The organism is Paenirhodobacter sp., assembly GCF_047600745.1.
Lineage (GTDB): Bacteria > Pseudomonadota > Alphaproteobacteria > Rhodobacterales > Rhodobacteraceae > Rhodobacter.
This window is the reverse complement of sequence record NZ_JASGKI010000003.1, coordinates 325,990-341,516: the sequence shown is the minus strand read 5'-3', so window position 1 is coordinate 341,516 and position 15,527 is coordinate 325,990. Positions and strand designations below refer to the sequence as shown.

Sequence of the window (15,527 nt, the reverse complement as noted above, 5' to 3'; positions counted from 1 at the left end):
TCCCGACAAGATAATACCTTATCACATTAGTCAAGAATTATGCCCGCGACTAGGATCCGCGCGAGTTCGGTTCTTCCATGGGAGTGGGAATGCGGGGAAACGCCGGTCTGGCGACAATATTGCTGGGTCTCTACGCAGCACAATCGGTTACCGGCAGCATGGTGCAGACCGCGCTGCCGGTTGTGTTGCGCGATGCCGGGGTACCACTCGACCGGATCGGCTTTCTGTCGCTCCTGTTCCTGCCCTGGGTGTTCAAGATGCTCTGGGCTCCGCTGGTGGATCGTTTCGCATCTCCCCGCATCTGGATCCTGAGCTGCCAGGGCCTCCTCTGCCTGTGCTTCCTGTTGGCTGCGGCATTCTCACCTGTGGACGGCCTCGCTTCCCTGACGCCTGTTCTCTTCGCGATGGCGGCGATCGCCGCGACCCAGGACATTGCGACCGATGCCGCCGGGATCCATGCGACCGGCCCGGAAAATCGCGTCCTGGCGAGCGGTGCCAGCACGGTGGGCGGGTATCTCGGGTTCCTGATTGGTGGCGGGATCTGGCTCTGGACCTATGCGCAGTATGGCTGGGTGCCGTCGATGATGGTGTTGGCACTGGTCATGCTGCTGCTCGCACTGCCGGTGGCGCAGCTGAACCTGCCGGCCGTTCCCGCGCGCCGTGGCGAAGCCTCGCTGCTCCGCAGTCTCGGAAACCGTACCCTTCTGGCCGGGATCGGCTTCCTGATCCTGTGGCAGGCGGGCATTCGCCTGGGCGGCGCGATGGCGGGTCCGATGCTGGTCGACGCCGGGCTGGATCTCGAAGCGATCGCATGGCTCCGCGGTGCGGGCGGCATGGTCGTGGGCCTGGCCGCAGCGGTCGTTGGCACCTTCGCCGTGCGCCGCTTCGGCAAGGTGGCGGTGCTCGTGCTCGCCGGTGCACTGGCGCTGGCGTCGTTGGCGGGCCTTGTCTGGTGGAGCCTGCGGCCCGGTCCGGTGCCGGTGCTCGCCGCTCTGCAGATCGCGTTGATGAGTGCGACCGCGATCTCTTTCGTCGCGCTCTACGCGGCGATGATGGACTGGTGCGCCCCGGATCAGGCAGCGACCGATTTCGCGCTGCTCCAGAGCCTCGACGCGGCGATTGCTGTTGTGACCGGCATCCTCGCCGGTCAGATGGCCGAGGCTTGGGGCTATGCACCGGTCTTTGCCCTGGCTGGGGTCTTCTTGCTCCTTGCCCTTCCCTTCACCCGCGCGCGCCTTGACCGCAAGGCCATCGCAGCGCCGCTTCCTCCTCTCCCTGCAACGGAATCCCCGACATGACGCTCTCTCGCCAAAGGCCCGCATCGCGCGGCCTGACCCTCGCGGCACTTCTCCTCTCCGTCTCGGCTCTGCCGCTTCACGCTCAGGAAGAGGCGGGGACGATCATGCTCGGGACGATCTATATCACCGGCGCGAAACGTGTGCAGGATCAGCTGAGCTTTCCGGGCACGGTGGCGCAGATTGGAGGCGAGGAGGCCGCGAGTGCCGGTGTTACCGGCGTGGACGGCATCGACCGGCTTTTCCCGGGCGTGGCGGTGGATGCCCGTTCCTCGCGGGTCTATGCCAACTTCACGGTGCGCGGCCAGGCCTCGCTCGACTTCTACAATCCCTCGGTGCAGCTCTATGTCGACGGTCTGCCGCAGGATGCCGCAACCCTCGGCCAGATGTTCCCGGTCGGACTGGAGACGGTTGAGATGCTTTACGGCCCGCAGGGCACGCTTTACGGGCGCGGTGCGGTCGGGGGCGTGGTCAATGTCACCACCGTGAAGCCGGGCGAGGGCACGCCGTTCTTCGTCGGGGCTGCGGGCGGGAACGGCGGCTACAGCTTCGGACTCAAAGGAGAGGCAAAACTGGGCGAGGGCCTCTGGGCCGACCTGTCGCTGGGACGGAACCGTCAGGATGACGATCTGACCGGGATGATGTCGGGCGCCCCCCTTGGCGGCACGACCGAAAGCCGCGCGCAACTCCGCCTGCGCTATGCGCCCGAGGGCAGCCCCTGGGATGTGATGTTCACCGCCGCCCGAAACGAAGTGTCCTCGACCGAGGAGCAGTTCGTCATGGGTACCGCTCTGGACGCGCGGCAGGCGGTGCCGTTCCCGTCCTTCTACGACCACGACACCACCAGCCTCGGACTGACTGCAAGCTATGATCTCGGCTGGGGGGAACTGACCTCCGTTACCGGCTGGCAGGATCGCTTCCTCGACCGCACGATCTTTGGATCCTACACGCCGGAATGGCAGGAAACCCTGACACAGGAGTTCCGCCTGTCCTCGACCGGTGAGGGACCGGTCGACTATGTCGCCGGTCTTTTCTTCTCGCGGTCGGACTTCCGGCGCGAGGCCTATGGCAGCGCGACCGACCAGCGCACCAGGAGCTTCGCCGCTTTCGCGGACCTGACCTGGCATGTGAGCGACCGTTTCTCCATCACCCCGGGTCTGCGCTTCGACTATGAGGAGACCGAGGCCTCCGCCAGCGGTCTCGTCACGCTGAACGCGAAGGACGACTGGAGCGCTGTCTCGCCCAAGCTGGGTTTCTCCTATGAGATTTCCCCGGAATGGCAGGGCTATGGGCTGATTTCCTCGGGGTTCAAGGCCGGTGGCTTCACGAGGACGCTGACCGCGGCGAACATCGCCTATACCTACGACCCGTCGAAGACCTGGAATGCCGAGGTGGGCCTGAAATACCAGTCGGCCGATGGTGCGTTGCAGGCGCAGGTCGCGGCCTACTGGAGCCGGACCGACGACTACCAGATGTTCGTGGACACCGCCCCGGCGCAATACCTCCAGAACGTCGGCGAGGTGACGGCCAAGGGGATCAATGCCTCGCTGCGCTATGCCTCGGGTGGCTGGGGGATCAGCGGCGGTGTCTCTCTGACCGACTCGAAATTCACCGGCTATGCCGATCCGACGAATCCGGCTGCGAGCTATGAGGGCAACCGGGTTCCCTATGCGCCCAAGGCGACGGCCCGGCTCGCGGTCGACTACACCTTCGATCTCGGGCCGGGCAAGGGACAGCTCGTGCCGCGCATCGGTGTGACCCACCAGGGCAAAATCTGGTTCGACGAGGGCAACACCATCGGGCAGGACAGCTATACGCTGCTTGATGCGGGCATTGCCTGGAAGATGGAGAACGGCGCGGTTCTGGATTTTTATGCCACCAACCTGACCGACAAGACCTATGCCTCCTACGGGTTCGACGCCAGCGCCTACGGCCTGGGGAATGTCTATCAGCTTGGCCGCGGGCGTGAGATCGGCATCCGTTTCACGAAAAGCTTCTGAGCCGTGAAAGTACTGATCCAGGGTGCGGGACCGGCCGGGCTGGTCCTTGCCATCGCATTGCAGCGGGCCGGGCACGAGGTTCAGGTTGTCGACCGCGCCACGCCGGACAGGCGTGACGGCTTCGCAGTGGGTCTGCATGCCAGTGGCTGGCGCGCGATGGAGCGGCTGGATCTGATCCCGGCGCTGAAGGCGCGCCAGATGCCGCTTGCCGAGGCGCGCTATCTTCGGTCGGACCTGCGGCCCCATATCGCCTATGATTACCGCCGCATCGGCGCGGCCATGGGCGGGCGGATCATGGCGATCATGCGCGACGATCTGCAGGATGTGTTGATCGCGGCGGCAGAGGGGATCTCACTGCGCTGGCAGACCAGCGTCGTCGATCTCGCGCAAGACGCCTCTGGCATCAATGTGAAGCTCGGGGATGGCAGCCAGTCACGGCATGACCTGGTTGTGGGCGCCGATGGCTATCGTTCGGGGTTGAGGCGACTGGTGTTTGCAGATCTGCCCGATCCGGTTCGTCCTCTCGGCTACCGCGTGGTGTCCTGGAAGTTCCGCCCGGCCTCACCCCTCGCGGCCTCGGTGATCGGTCTTGCCGATATCGACCGTCAGGCGACGCTCTATGCCTTGCCGGATGGCGGGGCTGCGACACTGTTCTGTTGGCGCGAAGCCGACATGACGCGGCTCGGTGCCGAGGATCGCCGAGCCGCCGTTCTTGCACAGTTCGATGGATGGCCCGATCCGGTGGCCGGAGCCATCGCAGCGGCCGACTGGGATCAGGTCTTCCTCGATTCCGTGGCGCAGATCGAAATGCCGTTCTGGTCGCGGGGCCGCGTCGTGCTTCTGGGCGATGCGGCCTGGAACCTGGCCTTTCTTTCGGGGCAGGGCACCACTCTTGCCACGGCAGGGGCGATGCTGCTTGCCGATGCCCTGCAGAACCGCGATCCGGTTGCGGCAATCGAGGCATGGGAAGCCCGGTTGCGCCCGATGGTAACGCGGCTTCAGGCAGGATCACGGCGGATCGGCGGGCAATATGTTCCGGTGAGCCGGACGGGCATGTGGCTGCAATCATTGCTGGCGCCGATCCTGTTCTCGCGCCCGCTCCTGCCGATGCTGGTGCGGCGGATGGCTGGGCCGGAGATCCCGACCACTATATCTGCAACATGATGTTGCAGATATAGTGGGTCGCGGTTAGCCTGCAAACCAACTCATTTGGTGAGGAAAGGGGGCGTCATGTCCCGAGCGGAGAATGTCACAGATGCAGCGCCGACGCCGGTCGAAGACGCCCGGCCTGACTTCTTCGCCAGCCTGAAGGTTCTGTCGCATCATGGGCGTGGAAGCGGACCGGTGTTGGCGCTTTCGGCCGTTCTCGCCACGGTGGCGGTGGGATTGGAACTGGTGCCGATCTGGGCGGTCTGGCGGGCGGTTTCCGATCTGGCGGCGGGGGCTGAGGCGCCCTTCCTGCGGCTGGCAATGATTGCGCTCCTGGCGGTGGTTGCGGGGGCGGCGCTGATGGGATTGGCGATGGGGCTGTCGCATCTCGCGGCCTTCCGCCTGATCCATGCCCTGCGGCTGGCACTGGCCCGCCACCTGGCGCGGCTGCCGATGGGCTGGTTTCTCGGCCGTCGCTCGGGCGGAGCGAAAAAGCTGATCGTGGATGAGCCGGAACGGCTGGAGCTGATCGTCGCCCATGGCCTGCCCGAGGGTGTTTCCTCGATTGCCACCTGGCTGGCTGTCACCGCCTGGCTTTTCGCTGTGGACTGGCGGATGGCCTTGGCGGCGATCTTGTTGACGCCGCTGTCCTTCTCGCTGGTCGTCGTGGCGATGGGACAGCAGGCCGCGCTGGCCGCCGAATACCAGCGTCAATCCGAGCGGATGAACGGCGCGATCGTCGAATACCTGGCCGGGATGCCGGTGATCAAGATCTTCAACCGGACTGGCGCCGCGCTGTCGGAGACCGCCGGGGCTGTGCGCGATTATGCCGGGGTCGAGACCGAGATGGGCCGCCGGTTCCTCCCCCTCGGCGCCGCTTTCTACACGCTGGTCGCGGCCAATATCTGCGTGATCCTGCCGGCGGGAATGCTGATGATGAAGGCGGGCTGGATCGACCTGCCGACGCTGTGCTTCTTCGTGATCCTGGGCGCGAACTACAGCCAGCCGCTGTTGAAACTGTTCAACCTGTTCCACAACATGGCGCATATCTCGATGGCCTCGACCCTGATCGCCGAGGTGCTGGAGACGCCGCCGCAGCCCGACACCGGTGCCCGCGTGGCGCTGGTCGATCATGCGATTGCCTTCGAGGATGTCAGCTTCGGCTACGGTGCGCATGAGGTTCTGCATGGCATCAGCTTCACCGCTCCGGCGGGCGGGATCACCGCGCTGGTCGGACCTTCCGGTTCCGGGAAAAGCACCGTGGCCAGCCTGATCCCGCGGCTTTACGATCCGCAGGCGGGTCGCGTCACGTTGGGCGGCGTGGACCTGCGCGACATCGACCTCGATCAACTGATGGAGCAGGTGGCCTTCGTCTTCCAGCAGACCTTCCTCTTCTCGGGCACGATAGGCGAGAATATCCGCTTCGGCAAACACGACGCTACCGAAGCCGAGTTGCACGCCGCTTCCCGTGCCGCCCGCGCGCATGATTTCATCATGGCGCTGCCCGAGGGCTATGAGACAAGGTTGGGAGAGGGCGGCGCCAACCTTTCGGGCGGGGAGCGCCAGCGAATCGCTATCGCGCGCGCGATCCTCAAGGACGCGCCGGTGATCGTGCTCGATGAGGCCACCGCCTTTGCCGACCCCGACAGCGAGGCCGCGATCCAGGAGGCGCTGACCGAACTGGCGAAGGCGCGGACGCTGATCATGGTTGCGCATCGGCTCCACACGATCATGGGTGCCGACCGGATCGTCGTCCTGGATCGCGGTCGTGTCGCCGAGATCGGGCGGCATGAGGATCTGGTGGCGGCTGACGGCCTCTATGCCCGGCTCTGGGCCGACTACACGGCGACGCAGGCGATTGCATTGCGCCCGTCGCAACAGGAGGCCGCGCAATGAGCGACATCCGTTCCGACCTCGACAGCCTCCGGCGGGCCTGGGCACTGACGGGACCCTTGAAGGGCCGGGTGGCGCGCGGCGTCGTCTTCCGCTTCCTGCAAAGCATGATGCTGGGGCTGAGCTTCGGCGCCGTGGTCTGGGTCGTCACCGGGCTGGCGCAGGGGAAGGCGCTGACCGGCACATGGATCTGGCAGGTGACGGGGCTGATGGCGCTGTCGCTGGCCGGGCAGTTGCTGTTCGGATGGCTTTCGGTGCGCGACAGCTGGATGTCGTCCTACGAGATGGCCGGGGATCTGCGCCTGCGCATCCTCGATCATCTGCGCCATCTGCCGATGGGCTTCCATCAGGCGCGGCATCGGGGCGATACGGTCACGGTGCTGACCTCGGACATGCAGATGCTGGAAAGCTTCTTCTCCGACGGGTTGCCACGGATCGCGCAGGCGCTTGGGCTGCCGCTGGCCGTGTTCGCCGTGCTTCTGGTGCAGGACTGGCGGGTGGGACTTGCCGCGGCGGTGTCTGTCGCGCTGGCGCTGCCGGTGTTCTTCGGGACCTCGCGGCATCTTTCCCGGCTCGGAATCCGGCGGCAGGACATGCAGGCCGAGGCTGGTGCCCGGATGATCGAATATGTCCAGGGCATGGGCGTGATCCGCGCATTCAATCAGGTCGCGACGGGGCAGGAGAGCTTTCGCCGCGCCATCGACGATTTCCGCGACATCTCGGTGAAGATGGTGGTGCAGCTGACCGCGCCGATGGCGGTTTTCGGCATGGTGGTGATGCTGGGCGTGCCGCTGGTGATCTGGCTGACCGGCACGCGGATGGAGGCCGGATTGATGGCGCCGGCCACGGCGATCATGGTCCTGGTGCTGGTCCTCTCGATGTATGGCCCGCTGATGGCGCTGCTCGGCGTGATGGAATCCGTGCGCATGGCCGATGCCTCGCTGACCCGGATGGACCGGGTGCTGACCGCGCCGGTCTTGCCCGCGGCAATCGCGTCGGAGGTCCCGCAGGGGTTCGAGTTGCGGTTCGACGATGTTTCCTTCGCCTATCGACCGGGCGAGACCGTGCTGCACGACCTGAGCTTCACCGTGCCGGAGCGTTCGATGACCGCCATCGTCGGGCCTTCGGGGTCTGGCAAAAGCACCATCCTGAACCTGATCCCGCGTTTCTGGGATGCCTCCTCCGGCCGCATCGCCATCGGGGGCGCCGATGTGACCCGGATCGGCGAGGCGGGACTGTCCGATCTCGTGACTGTGATGTTCCAGGATGTCTACCTGTTCAACGGCTCCATCCGCAAGAATATCGCCATCGGGAGGCCGGATGCCACGCCGGAAGACATCGAACGGGCCGCCCGGGACGCACAGGCGCATGATTTCATCGTCGCGCTGCCCGACGGATATGACACGCAGGTCGGCGAGGGCGGTGCGGCGCTTTCCGGCGGTGAGCGCCAGCGTGTCGCCATCGCCCGCGCCATTCTCAAGGATGCGCCGATCGTCCTCCTCGATGAGGCCACCGCCGCGATCGACCCGACGAACGAGCGCGCGCTCCAGATGGCACTGGCGCGGCTGGTCGCGGGAAGGACGCTGATCGTGGTGGCGCACAAGCTGTCCACCATCCAGGCGGCAGACCGAATTCTCGCGCTGGACAGGGGGCGCATCGTCGAGCGGGGCCGCCACGAGGACCTGCTCAGGCAGAGGGGGGACTCTATTCCAGGCTTTGGGCTCACCGTGCGAAGGCGGCTGGCTGGAGGATTGGCCGGTGACGCTGGCCCGAACCGGAGCGGTTGGTTAAGCTCGGGCCATGCCAGCAGATCGCCCGCCCCCCTCGCCGCAGAATCGCAGGAAACCAGGCCCGAGCCCGCGGGTGAAGCGCGAGGATATCGCGCGCGCGGCTCTGGACATCGGCCTCGACGCTGTGACGATCAAGGGGGTGGCGGCGCATCTCGGGATGGATCACTCGTCGCTCTATCGCCATGTGAAAAGCCGTGACGAGATCATCGCGGCGGCGGCCGATCTGGCGGTGGCGGATCTCGACTGGCGGGCGCCTGAAGGGGACTGGCAGGCGCGGCTGGAAAGGCTTTCCGATGCGCTCTGGTCGCTCTACGAGCGGCACCCCGGCCTTGCAGTCGCGCTCCGCGAGATGGAGGTGATGCCGCCCGCCGGCATCCGGGGCTTTGCCGAAGCCGTGGCGCAACTGCAAACCGAGGGGTTTCGGCTGGAAGATGCGATCCTGGCCGTGGACACGCTTGTCAATGCGCTGACCGATTGCTTCATCGGCTGGCAGCGCTTCGCCCGGCCGGGATTTGACGGAGAGAGCCTTGCCGACGCAATGGCCGTTCACTGGGAGAAGGCGGCCCTTTCCGATGGGGAGCACGCCAGCCAGATCCGGGGAATGATCGCTGTCATGCGCGGCTCCCCCCGCGAATGGTGGCTGAAACGGCAAAGGCTGATCCTCGATGGAATTGGATGCCTGAAGGACTAAATCTGCTGCGGTCGAACATCTCAGCCGTTTCATTGCCGGCGTCGCCTTGGTCGCGACCAACGAGGCGGCCGGTCGGAATTTTGGCATCATCATCCGTGCGCATCGCCTGCCCGAAGCACGGCCGAAGGCCGATGCAGGCGAATGGCCGCTACGACTTCCAGGCGAGTTAGGGCGCTTAATATTGTTCCTCTAAGGGATCACAAATCTACGTAGTGTTCCCTTGAGGGTGCATCTGAGTTGCAAGTCACATCATTTTCGGGCACAAGTTCGGCGAAGCAGGATGTTGTTCCCTTGAGGGAGCGGTAATGCACTTATTGGTACCATAAGGATACATGATGCCCGAGAGGTATTCAGGCCTGTCACTGGTTTCCCGCCAGGGCTTGCAGCTTCTGGCCACGGAAATCCGTGCGCGCCGCAAGCAGCTGCACTGGAGCGAGCAGGACCTGGCGGATCGCCTTGGTTGTGCTCGCAAGACGGTCAGGGCCATAGAGGAGGGCAAGGCAAGCGTCGCCATCGGCTATGTGCTCGAAGCTGCATATCTCGTCGGGATCGACCTGTTTGGAGGATCGACGGCGATCGCGGACAGGCTGGCCACAGCACGGAGCCGGCTCGACCTCCTGCCACAGCGGATCCACTCGCAACGCCCGGAGGTGAAGGATGACTTCTGAGCCACAGGAACTCTTTGTCTGGATATGGCTGCCGGGCGCGAAGCGGCCAGTCGTTGCCGGGCGGGTCGTCCGGCAAGGAACCACGATATTCTTCAATTACGGCCGTAGCTATCTTGAGCGTCGGGAGGCAATTTCGATTTTTGACCTCGACCTGCCGCTGCGCGTAGGATTGATCGAGCCGCCGGCCGGGCAGGACCTTGCTCCGAGTCTCCGCGACGCCTTGCCGGATCGCTGGGGGCGCAGGGTGATCGTGCATGAGATTCTCGGGCATCGGGGAGGCGACATCAACGAGGATGCCTTCGGCGAGATGACCTTCATGTTGCGATCCGGATCGGATCGGATCGGGGCATTGGATTTTCAGGTATCTGCCGTCGACTATATCCCCCGGGAATCGGATCAGGCCTCGCTGGAAGATCTGATGGAGTTCGCTGATCGCATCGAGGCCGGAGAGCCTGTGCCTCCGGCATTGGATCGAACGATCCTGCATGGCAGTTCGATCGGAGGCGCCCGCCCCAAGGCGCTGATCACGGATGTTGCCGCGGGCAGAAAACTGATCGCCAAGTTTTCTGCGGCCAATGACAGCTTCGCCATGGTCAAGGGCGAGTACGCGACGATGAAGCTGGCTGCCCTTGCGGGGATTGATGTGGCTCCAGTCGCCATCGAACGCGTCCTCGACAGGGATGTACTGCTTGTTCAGCGTTTCGACAGATTTGCCTTGGCGGATGGCGCGTGGGGGCGCCGCGCGATGGTCTCGGCGCTGACCTGGACACAGGAACACGAGATGGCCGCACATCACATTTCCTATCCGATGCTGGCGGAGATCATCCGCAAGAAATTCGACGCGCCGAAACAGACGCTGCGAGAGCTTTTTGCGCGCCTGAGTTTCAATATCCTGATCGGCAATACCGATGATCACGCTCGCAACCATGCGGCGTTCTGGGACGGAAGGGTTCTGAGGCTCACGCCCGCCTACGACATCGCGCCGCAGCGCCGTGGCGGAGCGCAGGCCAATCAGGCCTTGATCGTGGCGGAAGGGGATCGCCGCTCCCGCCTGGAGGTGGCGCTGCATGCTGCCCCTGCCTTCCAGTTGGAAGAGACGGCTGCCAGAGACATCATTGATCGCCAGGCTGACGTGATCCGGAAAAACTGGGGCGAGGTTGCCGATGAGGCAAGGATGAGCAATGCGGAGCGCCGGTATTTTGAAGGGCGCCAGATCCTCAATCCCTATGCCTTCGAAGGGTATGGCACGCATGTCGGGGTAACCCGCTAGAGATTTTATTGGCACGGCCGCTGGCACGACAAGACGAAGATAGCCTGGACCGCGCATCGGAACCGTCGTATCGGGCAACGCCAGAAATGTCAGCCGGGCCCGAAGGACGGCATCTCCTCGGAGGCGACATCCCAGATCCAGGCTCCAAGGTCCGGACGGGAGGCGATCAGAGCCTCAAGCTCGGCTCTGGTCGCGGCTTCATCCCGCGGCGGAATGATATAGAGCGCCAACGGCTTCGGCTGCCGACGCGGCAGCAGCGCGACCATCTCGAAATCCTGCGGCGGTTGTCCGAAGTTCAGCTTTCGAACGCTTTCGTCCCTCAGTCTGGCAAGGGCGGTCAGCAGGCGGTATTCATAGACATTGGTGAAGGGGATCCAGTTCGTCGTTGTCACCATCAGGACGATCTCCTCGATACCGGCGAGGCCGGCCGGGTTGAGGCCGAATGTCGCGAACAAGACGAGATGGGTGCTGTCATCCGCCTCCCACAGGGAAAGCTCGCTCGCGAAGAGCGTCTGAACCCTGGACCATGATCGCTCGTCGATCAGCAGCGGGAAATCCGGGAGATGGCGGATCGTGATCCTTCGCCTCAGCCGTCCTGCATCGATGGATTTCACCTCTCCGAGGATCAGCATGAGCCGGCGCTGGCCGCCGGCAGCTGGCTGAAGGGGAAGCAGGCTCGCCGTCCTGCGCTGGTCGATGGCGGATTTGTCCTCCAGGCGGAACGTTTCCGGGATGAAGAGCAGGTTGGCCAAAACGTCGTTTCGTACCGTCATGGTGCGCGCTGCCGCGATAAGATGCGATCTGACCGTCCACCAGTATCGCTTGCCCGCCCAATTCGCTGTCCACCTCGTCAGGTCGGCCTCGTGCCAAAGGAGCTGAAGCAAAGCTGCCATCGAAAGCTTCGGTGGAATCGCCACGACAGAGCTCTTTTCGGTCGCGGCAGGCTGTGCCGCATTCGCCTGGTTGTGGGTGCCGGTCTTGGCCAAGCCGAACCCGAGCTTGAGCGCCACACGGCCTGTCGCCTCGTCGCGCCCAATCTGGTCGCACAGGACTTCACGGCGGACGGCCCGGACAGGAAGTGGGGGGCGGACATCTCCTACATCTGGACGGCAGAGGGCTGGCTCTACCTCGCCATCGTGCTGGATCTCTTCTCGCGGCGCGTCGTCGGCTGGGCCGTGAGCGACCGCTTGAAGCGCGGCCTGGCCGTCGACGCCCTGCGCCGTGCCCTCGTGGCTCGCAACCCCGCGCCGGGGCTGGTTCACCATTCCGACCGTGGATCGCAAGGCGGATTCAACCGGTCGTCGCAACACCCTAATGTTGGAGGTGTTGATGACGACAGGAAGACGGAAGTCGGAGCGCTCGACGCGACGCAAATTATTCTCGCCAGGTCGGCCGCCAGTCTGGCAGCGTGAGCATCTGTGCCGGTTCTGGCGGGAGATGGCAGCGGGGCTGTCCAGCGAGGAAGCTGCCGTTGCAGCAGGAGTGTCCGCTCCAGTCGGAACCAGGTGGTTTCGGAGTTCTGGCGGAATGCCTCCCACACATCTCGCGCCATCGGCGCCTGGGCCGAAGAGTCGCAACCTTTCGTTCGCAGAACGCGAGGAGATAGCCCTCGAACGCGCTCGGGGCACCGGCGTGCGGGCGATCGCGCGCAAGCTGGGCCGATGCCCCAGCACAATCTCTCGCGAGATCAGGCGCAACGCGGCGACACGCGGCGGCGAGTTCGACTATCGGGCCATTGCCGCGCAGTGGCATGCGGATCGTGCGGCCAAGCGTCCAAAGACCAGCAAGCTCACGCTCAATCCCGCCTTGCACGACTACGTGCAGGAACGGCTCTCCGGCCTCATTGGCACACCAGACGGCATCGCCTTCGACGGGCCGACCGTGATATGGAAAGGGCGGCGCGCTGTTCGCCGGCAAAGCCGACGCTGGTCCTCGGCCTGGAGCCCGGAGCAGATCGCACAGCGCCTGAAGGTGGACTTCCCCGAGGAGCCAACGATGCGCGTCAGCCACGAAGCCATTTACCAGGCTCTCTACATACAGGGACGCGGCGCGCTGAAGCGAGAGCTCTCCGCCTGTCTGCGATCCGGCCGAGCGCTCAGATTGCCGCGCGAACGCGCACGCAATCGCGGCAAGTCCTTCCTCACCGATGCGCTGATGATAAGCGACCGCCCAGCAGAAATCGACGATAGGGCAGTCCCGGGTCATTGGGAGGGAGACCTTATTCTCGGTCTGGGCAGTTCGGCGATCGGCACGCTGGTCGAGCGCACGACCCGCTTCACCATGCTCCTGCACTTGCCGCGCATGGAGGGGCATGGGGCGGGCAAAGCCATGAAGAATGGACCAGCCCTTGCCGGTCATGGTGCCGAGGCCGTCCGGGATGCCATCGCAGAAACTATCAGCAGCCTGCCTGCCCACCTGCGTCGCTCGTTGACTTGGGACCAGGGCGCCGAGATGGCGCAACACGCGCAGCTGAGAACCGATACCGGTCTCGAGATTTACTTCTGCAACCCACAGAGCCCGTGGCAACGTGGCAGCAACGAGAATACCAACGGTCTGCTCCGCCAGTATTTCCCAAAGGGCACAGATCTCAGCCAACACGGCACCGAAGAGCTAAGCGCCGTTGCCCATGCGCTGAACACGCGCCCCCGCAAAACGCTGAGTTGGCAAACACCGGCAGAGGCTTTCAACCAGCTGCTCACACAGAATATAACTGGAGGTGTTGCGACGACCGGTTGAATCCGCCTTGGGCGGCGCGATCCGAATGGTGGACGAGCCCCGCACCCTTGACCGGGCGGCGATCGTGGACGGCCTGTTCGAGAAGCATCGAGGACGAAGCCTGCATGCGCTGTTTGGCTTGCCCGCCAGCCGACGATCCGGCGTGCGTATGGCGCGGTGCGCTGATATAGCTGCGCGCACGAACAGCGCGGCCAAATAAGAAGCTTGGGGGATCGAGGGTATATGGGCGAAGTCGGAGACGAGCGGAAATTCCAGTTTCTGCGGAACGGCGATGCCGATCCATCGGAACTTGACTGGAACAAGGGGATCGAGAGCGCCCGCAAGGCCATTTCCGAGGCCATGAACATCGCATTCTTGCTCGGTGCCGGATGCTCTTCTCTGGCGAAGGACAACAAGGAACTCGGCATCTCAACCATGGCACCTCTGGCCAAGGAGTTTTGCGGGGAAACTCTCGATGCGCGGACGGCGGGTTTCTACAACGATTCGCCAGTCGTCGGCGCGGCTCCGGCGCCGTGGCGGCTGACCAAGGACGAACTCGACTATCTCGATGCGCTCGGGATCGAAGGGTCAGGCCTTCGGTAACGGGGCAGTTCCAGTCAAGCCTTTTCCGTCACGATGTGTCGGCCGCGCCGAGGCGGGTTCGATGATCTGATTGCTTTTCGTCGCCGCTCTGCTCTTGCTCGCCTTCGCCTAAGATCGACCCGGGTGCATGCTTCGGTCCGTGAGAGGCCGCTGCGTCCGCCAACATGATGCTGGTTCAATGCAGTTCCGATGCGCCCATCTCACAAGCGTGCTCGATATGGATCGGCAACAGTCCTGACCACGGCATCATCGGAACCGCGTCCCTGGGGGACCTCGAAGGCCTGCGGTCAGGCAGGCAACGGCTGGGAATGCTGGTTTTCAGGCTGCATGTGGTGCCGGAGTGTCGAAGCGGAAGTCGGCGTCGTCGACCCACATCCGGTGCACGATGACACTGATGCGCCGCGCCAGCGCGACCATCGCACATTTTGCGCCACGGCGGCGGGCGAGCTGTGCGGCCCAGGTTCTCAGCCCTGTCGAACGCCCACGGTGCAGCATGACTGTCGCGGCCCGGGCCACAGCGCGCGCCGCAGATTGATGTCGCCGGCCTTTGTAATTCCGCCCGATACGTCGCGTTCACCGGACTGGCCCGCGTGAAGGCGTCAGGCCGACCCATGGCCCGACCTTCTTCGATGAAGAGAAACGGCTGGGATCGTCGATGGCTGACCGATAAGTCAGCGCCACGACCGCGCCAACCCCGGGCATTGACATCAGGCGGTGACAGACGGGATCCTCCTGGGCGAGCTGACGAACCCGCCGTTCCAGCCCTGCCAACTCATTCCGAAGTGCCGTGCGGGCCCTGAGCATCGGCACGGTCGCCACTTCCAGCATGGAGTTGCCGGCAGCCAGTTCGCGAATGCGATGTCCGAACTTGCCGCGGGAGATTGCCCCGACCTTCAATCCGAAGTTCCGCAGCAATCCACGCAACGACATCTCCAGGGCAATCATTCCCTGTTGCACGGCCTTGCGGGCACCGAGCACGGCACGAACCTCTTGGGCCGAGACGGATTTGCAGTGAACCGGCCGGAACCAACCGAGGTGAAGCAAGCGTGCGATACCCTCGGCATCCCGCCGGTCCGTCTTGATCGGCATGGCTTTCAGGGCACCCTTCACCTGCCGGGTTTCCATCAGCACGGTATCGAAACCAGCTTCGGTCAGCCCACGATGCAGCCACTGCGACAAAGGGCCAGCCTCGAGCCCGATGGCAGCAATTGCACCACCCTGATCGCCGATCCAGCGCGACAGCGCTTCGGGCTCGCTGACCACCTGCGCATCCTTCACGATTTTCCCATGCTCGCTGATCACGCAGATCGCGGTCTTCTCCAGTGATACATCCAACCCGACAAATAGCTTCATCCCGTAGCCCTCCTTCTGGATTTGATACGGGAATGGCGCCAGCTTACCCTCAATCTTACAACAGCAACGGGCGGGTCGCAGCGCAGGCCCCGTTACAGCA

Annotated in this window: 11 protein-coding genes and 3 pseudogenes; 11 read left to right on the top strand and 3 right to left on the bottom strand. The window is 64.4% G+C overall.

Annotation, left to right across the window (positions count from 1 at the left end; all coding sequences use genetic code 11):
• The first annotated feature begins 89 nt into the window (after positions 1-89).
• The 8 genes from QM789_RS08215 (at position 90) to QM789_RS08180 (ending at position 10,756) form a co-directional block, all read left to right on the top strand.
• Complete coding sequence (locus QM789_RS08215) at positions 90-1,298, top strand: MFS transporter (protein WP_420351433.1); 1,209 nt, start codon at positions 90-92, stop codon at positions 1,296-1,298.
• Positions 1,295-3,295, top strand: a complete 2,001-nt coding sequence (locus tag QM789_RS08210) for a TonB-dependent receptor (protein WP_420351432.1) — start codon at positions 1,295-1,297, stop codon at positions 3,293-3,295. The genes QM789_RS08215 and QM789_RS08210 overlap by 4 nt, the downstream gene beginning before the upstream one ends.
• Before the next feature lie 3 nt (positions 3,296-3,298).
• Positions 3,299-4,459: an FAD-dependent monooxygenase gene (locus tag QM789_RS08205; RefSeq protein ID WP_420351431.1), complete on the top strand. Its 1,161-nt coding sequence runs from the start codon at positions 3,299-3,301 to the stop codon at positions 4,457-4,459.
• Between the two features lie 66 nt (positions 4,460-4,525).
• A complete protein-coding gene (locus QM789_RS08200; RefSeq protein ID WP_420351430.1) occupies positions 4,526-6,340 on the top strand; it encodes an ABC transporter ATP-binding protein in 1,815 nt (604 codons plus the stop codon).
• Positions 6,337-8,325 (top strand): ABC transporter ATP-binding protein, encoded by a 1,989-nt coding sequence (locus tag QM789_RS08195; protein WP_420351429.1) that lies wholly within the window; start codon positions 6,337-6,339, stop codon positions 8,323-8,325. The genes QM789_RS08200 and QM789_RS08195 overlap by 4 nt, the downstream gene beginning before the upstream one ends.
• Positions 8,267-8,818, top strand: coding sequence for a TetR/AcrR family transcriptional regulator C-terminal domain-containing protein (locus tag QM789_RS08190; protein ID WP_420351428.1), 552 nt, complete (start codon positions 8,267-8,269; stop codon positions 8,816-8,818). The genes QM789_RS08195 and QM789_RS08190 overlap by 59 nt, the downstream gene beginning before the upstream one ends.
• A 335-nt stretch (positions 8,819-9,153) precedes the next feature.
• Positions 9,154-9,486, top strand: coding sequence for a helix-turn-helix domain-containing protein (locus tag QM789_RS08185; RefSeq protein ID WP_420351427.1), 333 nt, complete (start codon positions 9,154-9,156; stop codon positions 9,484-9,486).
• Positions 9,476-10,756, top strand: a complete 1,281-nt coding sequence (locus QM789_RS08180; protein ID WP_420351426.1) for a type II toxin-antitoxin system HipA family toxin — start codon at positions 9,476-9,478, stop codon at positions 10,754-10,756. The genes QM789_RS08185 and QM789_RS08180 overlap by 11 nt, the downstream gene beginning before the upstream one ends.
• Before the next feature lie 89 nt (positions 10,757-10,845).
• Here QM789_RS08180 and QM789_RS08175 read toward each other — a convergent pair whose 3' ends face one another.
• Positions 10,846-11,766: a DUF1173 family protein gene (locus tag QM789_RS08175; protein WP_420351425.1), complete on the bottom strand. Its 921-nt coding sequence runs from the start codon at positions 11,764-11,766 to the stop codon at positions 10,846-10,848.
• Positions 11,767-11,781: 15 nt separating this feature from the next.
• Between QM789_RS08175 and QM789_RS08170 the strand changes: the two are divergent.
• Together QM789_RS08170 and QM789_RS08165 are read left to right on the top strand one after the other, a co-directional pair.
• Positions 11,782-12,039, top strand: a pseudogene (locus QM789_RS08170) (DDE-type integrase/transposase/recombinase); the annotation flags it as partial.
• Between the two features lie 46 nt (positions 12,040-12,085).
• Complete coding sequence (locus QM789_RS08165) at positions 12,086-13,492, top strand: IS30 family transposase (RefSeq protein ID WP_420351424.1); 1,407 nt, start codon at positions 12,086-12,088, stop codon at positions 13,490-13,492.
• Between the two features lie 7 nt (positions 13,493-13,499).
• Here the strand turns inward: QM789_RS08165 and QM789_RS08160 are convergent.
• Positions 13,500-13,641: pseudogene (locus QM789_RS08160) on the bottom strand (IS3 family transposase); the annotation flags it as partial.
• A 73-nt stretch (positions 13,642-13,714) separates the two neighbouring features.
• Between QM789_RS08160 and QM789_RS08155 the strand changes: the two are divergent.
• Positions 13,715-14,074 (top strand): hypothetical protein, encoded by a 360-nt coding sequence (locus QM789_RS08155; protein WP_420351511.1) that lies wholly within the window; start codon positions 13,715-13,717, stop codon positions 14,072-14,074.
• Positions 14,075-14,392: 318 nt separating this feature from the next.
• On the opposite strand, the pseudogene QM789_RS08150 reads toward QM789_RS08155, so the two are convergent.
• A pseudogene (locus QM789_RS08150) lies at positions 14,393-15,427 on the bottom strand (IS110 family transposase).
• Between the last annotated feature and the right edge of the window lie 100 nt (positions 15,428-15,527).